This window comes from Brevibacillus parabrevis (genome assembly GCF_003710905.1).
Classification (GTDB): domain Bacteria; phylum Bacillota; class Bacilli; order Brevibacillales; family Brevibacillaceae; genus Brevibacillus; species Brevibacillus parabrevis.
The window spans coordinates 61,074-69,407 of sequence record NZ_RHHV01000032.1 but is presented as its reverse complement, the minus strand read 5'-3'; the positions used below and the strand labels follow the sequence as shown (position 1 = coordinate 69,407).

The following is an 8,334-nucleotide window of genomic DNA, read 5'->3' as shown; positions in this document are numbered from 1 at the left end:
TAATTTAGTGTAGCCGATCCATTTCTTCTTTTTTATTCATGAACATCCGCTGTAAAAGATGACGATATTACCAGATGGACTGGGGGGTGGAGAAAAAAACACCCTCGGTTGTCCCGAGGGTGGAGCGAAGCTATACCTATCACAACATTAACTAAATCACCCCACCATCCTCCCCCAAAGCCGTCACCGTAAACGCCTCCCCTTGCTTCACGGGAATCTGTGCATACCACAATCGAAACGGGATCAGCTCACTGTCGATAATCTCCGCTTGAATCTCTTTTCCAGTCTTGTCGCTCACGACGACGAGGCTGTCGATGGCGGGATCGAGAATGACGCCGAACAGCATTGGGAACGGGGAGTCGAACGGGTTTTCTTTTCCGTTGGCGACGTATTGGGTGGAAAAGGCAGGATCGTACAGCGACATTTCGGAATCGGCGGGAATGGCGTGACTGCCGCCATTGCCCCATTTCCAGCCAAGAATCGTTTTCTTGGCAAATTCGGCGTGGATCTGGCCATCCTCATGAACGAGGAAGAACAAAGTACCTTTATCCGTGCTTGCTTCGTGCAACACGGTGCCGACTTCTTCTCTCATCTGTTCAATGGCTTGCAACGGAGTGGGGGAAGAATCGTCGGTCAAAAAATAACTCGTGGCAAAAAGGGCGAGCAAACAGAAAAAGAGGGCAATTCGTGTCATAGTTCACTCTCCTGTAAGGATTTTTCCATGACAGACAGCATTGTTCCCGTCTTATTTTACCAATAAATCAACATATAATCCATAGCTTATATGTGTGACAACTGCCTGAATCGGATTTCCCGTTTCCTTTTCAGCCGAAACAATCCTATAATAGAGAAGAATGCTTGTACGAGGAGAAGTTTTTATGAGCGACAAACACGAACCGAAAACGAACAACAAATGGGTCATCTTGGGCTTTGTCGGCTGTGTTCTTGCCTGTGCCGTGTCGATGGTGATCTTCATTTACGTCATGAGAAGCTGACTTGGGGTGCATGCCAAAAACCGCTCATTGTAATGAGAGCGGTTTTTTGGCGTTTGAGGAGCACTTACGGCTGGATGGCTTTCAGCTTTTGCTCGATTTCTTCCCACGAAAGCTGGTTGAACTCGGAAAAGCCGACGCCTTGCAAGGCGATTGTTTTGCCCTGGTACAAGGGATATACGCCTTGCCACAGTCCTGAGAGAGAGTAAAGGGAGGAGGAACCTTTTACTTTGCGCAAAAAGACCAGGTAGTTGCCTTCGCCAAGCGGTCCCGTGTAGGTGAGGTTCAGCTGGCTGGAAGCGTCGGGCAACGGCTCCACTCCTGTGCTGAGTACCGTCACCAAGCGCGACGAGGAGCCTTTGAACACTTTTTTCACTTGCAAAGTTTGCGTGTAGTTGACGATTTTGCCCTGGCTGATGGTCCGGCCTGTCGGGTATGCTTTGTGGGCGCTGTCGATCCAGCCGATGAGGATGAGGTCGCTTTGGCTGACGAGCTCTTTGGCACTGGACAGAGCAGTCGTCGGGACGTGAAGCTGACCGATGCTCGTCTCGGCGGAAACAGGCAGAATGACGGCGCACAGCAAAATGATGAGGATTAGCAGGCGATATCGCATGGACAAGTTCTCCTCGCTCGTTGTAGTCATGTCGATAGTATGGTCGAGGGAATCACGCTTCATCCGCGAGCGTAATAGTAGGATAGTAATGTTTAGAAAAATCTAAATAAATGCTATGATTGGCTCATCCTTTGGATTTCTCGCAAAAGGTCAAGACTAAGACGAGGAGGGTCACATGAATCAGTTGGTTGTCTTTCGACGCGTCTGTACCTGTTTTCTTTTGCTTCTGCTTGTGTTGCAGTTTGCCGTGTCACCTGCTTTTGCCAGAGAGGACATCGGCACGAGGGACGCACTCACGGACCGCATCGAGAAATACTTGACCGATTTGAAAAACGATGAGAACAGCATGGGGATGTATGCGGGGATTGCCGTCTACGATTTGACGGACAAAACGTATTTGTATCGGCACAACGCCGAGCGAAACTATATTCCCGCCTCGAACATGAAGCTGTTTACCACAGTCGCTGCGCTGGATAAGCTGGGGCCGGACTATCAGTGGCGGACAGACGTCTTTTTGCAAGGAAAAGTAAATGCCGCCGGGGTTTTAGCGGGCGATCTGGTGCTAAAAGGCAACGGCGATCCGACCTTGATGCCAGCGGATTTGCAACAGCTGGCTGCTGCGGTCAAAGAAGCAGGTGTCAAACGGATCGACGGCGACCTGCTGCTGGACGAAAGCTATTTTGACGATACCCGGCTTGGCGTTAGCTGGATGTGGGATGACGAGCCGTATGGCTACAGTGCCCAGCTCAGCGCGCTTTCGGTGCATAAAAATTTTGTGACGATCGCGATTTCGCCGGGGAAGGCTGCCAATACACCGCCGACAATGGCGATGGAACCGGCTACTACATATGTGAAGATCAACAACCAGGTGCAGACCGTTGCAGGAGCGGAGACAGACATCACCGTCGAGCGCCCGCGCGGAAAAAACGAGATTTTGCTGACAGGAACAATCGGGGTGAGCGCCAAGCCGTATGAGGAAGATGTGTCGCTGGAAGACCCGGCATTGTTTGTGGGAGACATCTGGAAGCAGCAATTGCTCGCCCAAGGGATCGGTTTCAGTCCTTCCACGCAAATCAAAAAGACGAGCGTGACATCCGGCGTGCCGTTCCGCACGCATCTTTCCATGCCGCTCGGCGAGGTCGTCGTGGAATTGAACAAGCAAAGCGACAACTTTTACGCCGAGATGCTGCTGAAAACATTGGGGGCGACGGAAAAAGGAACAGGAAGCGCAGAAGCGGGCAGCGAAGCCGTTGCGGACGTCATGAAGCGGGCTGGCATTGACACGGGCTTTCGGCAGGTAGATGGCTCGGGATTGTCGCGCTTTGACTTGGTCACCGCAGAGCAAATCGTCAAGCTGCTTGATTTTGCCCAGCAGCAGACGTATGGCGTCGAGCTGGAAAAATCGTTGCCAGTTGCAGGCGTAGACGGCACGTTGAAAAACCGCATGCTTACGACAGACGCGGAAAAAAACTTGATGGCGAAAACAGGCTCTATGGGTGGAGTCAACAGCTTGTCTGGCTACGTCACGGCGAAAAACGGGCACAAGCTGGCCTTTTCCATCCTGATCAACGGGATTTACAAGTCGAAATACGCGCGCGATCTGCAAGACTTCGTAGGCACACTGTTGGCCTCCTACCCGCAGATTACTGCTCCGGAAGGCTATGTACCTGCCCGCGAAAAGGTCTATCCGCTTTCCGTGCTGCTTGATCCGTTGTTTGCACAGCCGCAAGCAGTCGGGGTAACGGCAGGTGTCATCGTCAAGTCGCTGGACAAAACGGGAGACGCAGCCATTTTGTACGAAAAGGATGCGGACGCGCTGCTCACACCCGCCTCCAATCTCAAGCTGCTGACGACGGCCGCAGCGCTGTCCCAGCTCGGGGAGAATTACGTCTACAAAACCGAGCTGTACGGGGATGCGCCTGTAACAAAAAACGGAGTCCAGCAAGGCAATCTGTACCTCAAAGGCTACGGCGATCCGACCATTTCTACCGAAAACGCTTTGCAAGTGCAGGAAGGCGTCACGATAGAGAAAATCGCAGCGTGGATCAAGCAGCAAGGAATCAGGCAAGTCACCGGAAATCTCGTGCTGGACGAAAGCTTTTTTGACAAGGAACGGCTCGGCCTTGGCTGGGCATGGGATGACGAAAGCTACTACTACAACCCGACACTCGGGGCATTGGCGCTGAATCGCGGGACGGTCATGGTCGAATATAAGCCTGCGAAACAAGCGGGCGAGGCTGTCGCGTTCAACCTGTTGCCGAAAACGAACTACGTCACGATTGTCAACGAATCGAAAACAGTAGAGGCCGGGCAGGAAAATACGTTTGCCATCCTGCGCGACCGCGGAACGAATACGATTCGGCTGACCGGAAATCTTCCGCTCGATCATCCTGGCGACTACGAGCGCGTACCTGTAGAGGAACCGGCCAAGTACGCGGGAACCGTTTTGCAGGAAGCGATGGCAAGCCAAGGCATTCAGTTCGCTCCGGGCAGCCAGCTGATCGTGCAAACTGTCCCGCCATCCGCTGTCAAATGGCATGAATTTACTTCGCTGCCGCTGAAAGATATCGTCGCCTATTTGAATAAAAAGAGCGACAACTTTTACGCGGAAATGCTGCTGAAGACGATCGGAGCCGTGAAAAAAGGAACCGGAAGTGCCGCAGCAGGAGCGGAAGTCGTGCAAGAAACAGTCGCGTCGTTTGGGGGCAAAACGAATTTTGACATGGTCGACGGTTCAGGCTTAACCCGCTACAACCTGATTTCGGCGCGTCACCTTGCTTCCGTGCTGGAAGGGATGGCGAAGCAAACGTCTTTTGCCGCTTTTGACGCGTCGCTGCCGATCGCGGGCGTGGACGGCACGCTGAAAAACAGGCTGACCGATCTGGCTGCTGCCAAAACGATTCATGCCAAAACCGGATCAATGACGGGTGCGAACAGCTTGTCGGGCTATTTGACCACGCAAAGCGGGGAGAGGCTCGTCGTTTCCATCATCATGAACGGCTATGTGGAGGATGAAGATTTCTTTATGGAACTGCAAGACCGGATCATGTCGATTGTCGCAGCGTACGAATAAGCTGGCAGGCAGATGGAGAAGCCCTTTGGACAAAAGCGGGCTTCTCTTTTTTATGGGTGGCCGCGTGCAGGTGGCTTTTCGTCCAGGTTTGGGTCAATGCCAGTGACGGTCGCTCGGCTGGTTTCATATCTATATCCAGATGCAGAACGCGACAAAAACGAAGAGATCGGGGAGGGGAAGCGAAGTTGAACCCTACACGCTTTCATTGGCAGGGGTTGGAGCAAGTCGCTGCACACATCCTTTCTCGCGCGGGTGTCAGGGAAAAGGATGCACGAATGGTAGCCGAATCGCTTGTCCATGCGGATTTGCGCGGGATCGAGTCCCATGGGCTGTCGCGGCTGCCGATTTACGTGCAGAGGATCGAGGCGGGGCTGATCGAGCTTTCGCTGCCACCTGAGCCGGTCACCAGGCAGGGAGCGACCTCTCTTATCGATGGCAAAAATCAGCTTGGAGCGGTCGTCGGGATGGCTGCTCTGGAAGAAGCGATGGAACTGGCACGGCAAAACGGGATCGGATTTGTCGGCGTACGGCACTCCAATCACTTCGGTTCCTGTTCGTACTACGCCGAGAAGGCTATTGCCGCAGGCATGATTTTGCTCGTCCTCTCGAATGCCCCTTCCGCGATGGCGCCAACGGGAGGGATTCAGCCGTTTTTCGGAACGAATCCGATCGCGATCGGCATTCCTGCGGGCGAGGAACCTGCCTACTTGCTGGACATGGCGACAAGTGTTGCGGCGCGCGGCAAGATTGCTCTGGCAGCCAAAACAGGGACGACGATCCCGCAAGACTGGGCCATAGACGCGGACGGCTTGCCAACGCATGACCCACATAAAGCGTTGCTCGGCTCTCTTTTGCCGATCGGCGGGGCAAAAGGCTACGGGCTTTCGATGTTCATCGATATTTTATGCGGGCTGCTGACCGGAGCTGCGGCTGGAGCCAGTGTCAAAAGCTTGTACGACAACTGGCATGATCCGCAAAACATCGGACACGTCTTTTTGTGCATCGATGTGCAGCGCTTTTTGCCTGTGGACGCATTTTTGCAAAAGATGGACGAATATATCCGGGAGATCAAAAAAGTTCCGCGTGCAGCCCACGTGGCGGAAATCTTGATTCCGGGAGAAATCGAGCAGAGAAAGATGGCAGCGCATAAGCAGGATGGCATTCCTTTGACGCAGACGGTGGTGGAGGATCTCAACAAGTTGTGTTCCGGCTACGGAATCGATCTGGCGCAAGCAGTCTATCGGGTGTGAGCAAAGCTTTCGCTGTCCAGTGGTTTCCGGGACATTCTCTCGCACATAGACTGATGTCAGCGGTTTGAAAAGGAGTGAACATCCGATGCAACGCCACATGTGCAAAGGCAAAATCCACAGGGCGACAGTGACGCAAGCCGAGCTTGACTACGTCGGCAGCATTACGATTGATTTAACCCTGATGAAAGCGGCTGACATCAAGCCTTACGAAATTGTGCAAATCACCAGCTTGCGGAACGCGACGCGCTGGAAAACATACGCCCTGCCAGCAGCGGAAGGAAGCGGCAAAATCTGTTTGAACGGCCCGCCTGCCCATCTGTTTTCCCCCGGCGACATCGTCATCATTTTAAGCATGGGCATGTTCGAGGAGAGCGAATGCGACCAGCTGGTGCCGAAGGTCGTGTTTGTGGATGAACAAAATCGCATTACGAAAGTCGAAGAGCACCATCTCATTACGAATGGAGAGACATTGCCATAAAAGCGCCAAACGTAGGAAAATGGGGCAAGCACCAGCACATGGTTCAGGATGAGTTCCTGCGTGAGCATTTGCCCAGAACCCGGCTGTTTTCTCCCGAAGCGTTATGGGAGTACGCAGCGGACTACAAGCGTGTCATGCTGAAGCCGTCCGGGGGAGGCGGCGGGGCCGGGATTATCCAGCTGACCGATTTGGGAGACGACCGTTATTTGATTCATAGCGGCAAGCACCGCCGGACAGTCGAAGGCAAGGAAAAGGCTGTCCAATATGCGAAATCATTGTTTCGCCCGAAAACGTATCTGCTTCAACCGCGCATTCCGCTTGGGCGCATCAACGGAAAGCCGTTTGATGTCCGCGTGATGATCCAGCGCAAAGGGAAACACTCTCCCTGGGTGATTACCGGATGGGTAGCCAAACTCGCCGGGCCGGGCTTCGTCGTGACGAACGTCGCCCGCAGCCGCGGAAAAGTGCTGCCGCTTCGCACGGCGATCAAGCAGTCGAACATTGCAGCGAATCTGAATCTGCTCGGAGAAATTCGGCAAGTGTCCATGGCGGTAGCCAAACGGTTGGGAACGGCGTACCCGACGTTGCGGGAGATCGGCCTGGACATGGGGATCGACATTCACGGCAAGCCGTGGATCATCGAAGCGAATTTTCGCCCGTCGCTATCTTTGTTCCAGCAGCTTCAGGATCAGACTTTTTACAGGCGTATTTTGGCGATGCGGAAGCGTTGAGTGCGTGGAGCGCGTTGAAAAGCAAAGAGAACCGCTTGCTGCGACGGCCGAAAAAGCCTGAGGGCAAGCGGTTCTCTTTTTTCAAAAGGCTTTCATGTGGATTCTTGGTAACAAGTATTTGTCGTTCGATGAGAAAGGTTTCTGCTGTATAACGGATCAGATGAGAAAAGGGGGGATAAATCGTCCATCAACATCGGTGAATCCGTATTCCCGGGCAAGATCACCAACTTGCAGGACCAGTCCGTTTTTAAGCTTCACTTCGCCATCCCCTGCCAGGGCAGACACAGCGCGCCCAATATAATGCGGCGACTCCGTATGTTTAAGAGCTTCCACTTCCTTCCAATGATTTTCGTCTGTATTGAAATTTCTTAATACCAGTTCTGTTCTCATCCAACCAGGGGAGACCGCTACCGCCGTTATTTTCGTGTTTTTGAGATCATGAGCGAGTCCGAACACGGAGCGGTTAATCGTATTCTTGGCAAGGTCGTAATAGAAAGTTCCTAAATACTTATCCTGATCCCGGAAAGTGGTATGTACGATCAACCCAGAATCAGCTTCCAGCATAAGCGGGATCGCATAATGGTTGGTCGCTATTTGTGCACGTACTCCGCTTTGAAACATAGCATCCCACATGTTCAGCGGATATTCCCAGAAAGGTTTCGGTTGTAAATTCACGTCCAAGTCATGCAGTCCCCAGACGTTATTCACAAGTATATCGAGACGTCCTTGTTCCTGGCGGATTCTCTCGATCAAAGCTTGCGTATCCTCATCACGGGTATGATCGCAACGACATGCGTATGCCTCGCCACCATTTTTCAGAATCTCCTCGACCGTTTCATCAATACTGCCTGGAAAACCGTTTGTAGTAGTCCCTCGCAAACTTCTTCCCGACACATAAACGACTGCTCCGGCTTTCCCGAGTTCAATGGCGATCCCTCGTCCTGCCCCTCGACTTCCTCCGGTTACGAGAGCGATTTTCCCAGCGAGTCTCTTCAAGTTCATCTACTCCTTCGCACTTATTTATTTCATCATACACGTAGTAATATGACATCTAGTGTCATGTTGAGAATGAGCGATTATCATTTTTGAAATCGATGGAACAGACACGTTTAAAAGTTTGACATCTTGAGCAGCCAGAAAATGCCGATAGTCGAGTGCCAGAGCTTTCCATAAAAGAAAACTCGCAATCCATTTGCT

General features: G+C 52.6%; 7 protein-coding genes. 4 read left to right on the top strand and 3 right to left on the bottom strand.

Annotation, left to right across the window (positions count from 1 at the left end; genetic code table 11):
• Positions 1 to 151: 151 nt before the first annotated feature.
• On the bottom strand, positions 152 to 694 hold the full coding sequence (locus tag EDM60_RS28065) for a hypothetical protein (RefSeq protein WP_122966865.1): 543 nt from the start codon (positions 692 to 694) through the stop codon (positions 152 to 154).
• A gap of 365 nt (positions 695 to 1,059) precedes the next feature.
• On the bottom strand, positions 1,060 to 1,605 hold the full coding sequence (locus EDM60_RS28060; protein WP_122966864.1) for a hypothetical protein: 546 nt from the start codon (positions 1,603 to 1,605) through the stop codon (positions 1,060 to 1,062).
• A gap of 175 nt (positions 1,606 to 1,780) precedes the next feature.
• Here EDM60_RS28060 and dacB point away from each other — a divergent pair, with 175 nt between their 5' ends.
• The 4 genes from dacB (at position 1,781) to EDM60_RS28040 (ending at position 7,137) form a co-directional block, all read left to right on the top strand.
• A complete protein-coding gene (gene dacB, locus EDM60_RS28055) occupies positions 1,781 to 4,678 on the top strand; it encodes a D-alanyl-D-alanine carboxypeptidase/D-alanyl-D-alanine endopeptidase (RefSeq protein WP_122966863.1) in 2,898 nt (965 codons plus the stop codon).
• Positions 4,679 to 4,863: 185 nt separating this feature from the next.
• Positions 4,864 to 5,928 (top strand): Ldh family oxidoreductase, encoded by a 1,065-nt coding sequence (locus EDM60_RS28050; protein ID WP_122966862.1) that lies wholly within the window; start codon positions 4,864 to 4,866, stop codon positions 5,926 to 5,928.
• 85 nt (positions 5,929 to 6,013) lie between these two features.
• Complete coding sequence (panD, locus tag EDM60_RS28045) at positions 6,014 to 6,406, top strand: aspartate 1-decarboxylase (protein ID WP_122966861.1); 393 nt, start codon at positions 6,014 to 6,016, stop codon at positions 6,404 to 6,406.
• Entirely contained in the window at positions 6,403 to 7,137 is a 735-nt protein-coding gene (locus EDM60_RS28040) for a YheC/YheD family protein (RefSeq protein ID WP_267901868.1), read from the top strand. Before panD ends, EDM60_RS28040 begins: the two co-directional genes overlap by 4 nt.
• A 156-nt stretch (positions 7,138 to 7,293) precedes the next feature.
• Here EDM60_RS28040 and EDM60_RS28035 read toward each other — a convergent pair whose 3' ends face one another.
• On the bottom strand, positions 7,294 to 8,139 hold the full coding sequence (locus tag EDM60_RS28035) for an SDR family NAD(P)-dependent oxidoreductase (RefSeq protein ID WP_233454170.1): 846 nt from the start codon (positions 8,137 to 8,139) through the stop codon (positions 7,294 to 7,296).
• Between the last annotated feature and the right edge of the window lie 195 nt (positions 8,140 to 8,334).

Coding starts and splice junctions, on each gene's coding strand:
- EDM60_RS28065 (WP_122966865.1), bottom strand. CDS start 694: ATGACACGAATTGCCCTCTTTTTCTGTTTGCTCGCCCTTTTTGCCACG.
- EDM60_RS28060 (WP_122966864.1), bottom strand. CDS start 1,605: ATGCGATATCGCCTGCTAATCCTCATCATTTTGCTGTGCGCCGTCATT.
- dacB (WP_122966863.1), top strand. CDS start 1,781: ATGAATCAGTTGGTTGTCTTTCGACGCGTCTGTACCTGTTTTCTTTTG.
- panD (WP_122966861.1), top strand. CDS start 6,014: ATGCAACGCCACATGTGCAAAGGCAAAATCCACAGGGCGACAGTGACG.
- EDM60_RS28035 (WP_233454170.1), bottom strand. CDS start 8,139: ATGAACTTGAAGAGACTCGCTGGGAAAATCGCTCTCGTAACCGGAGGA.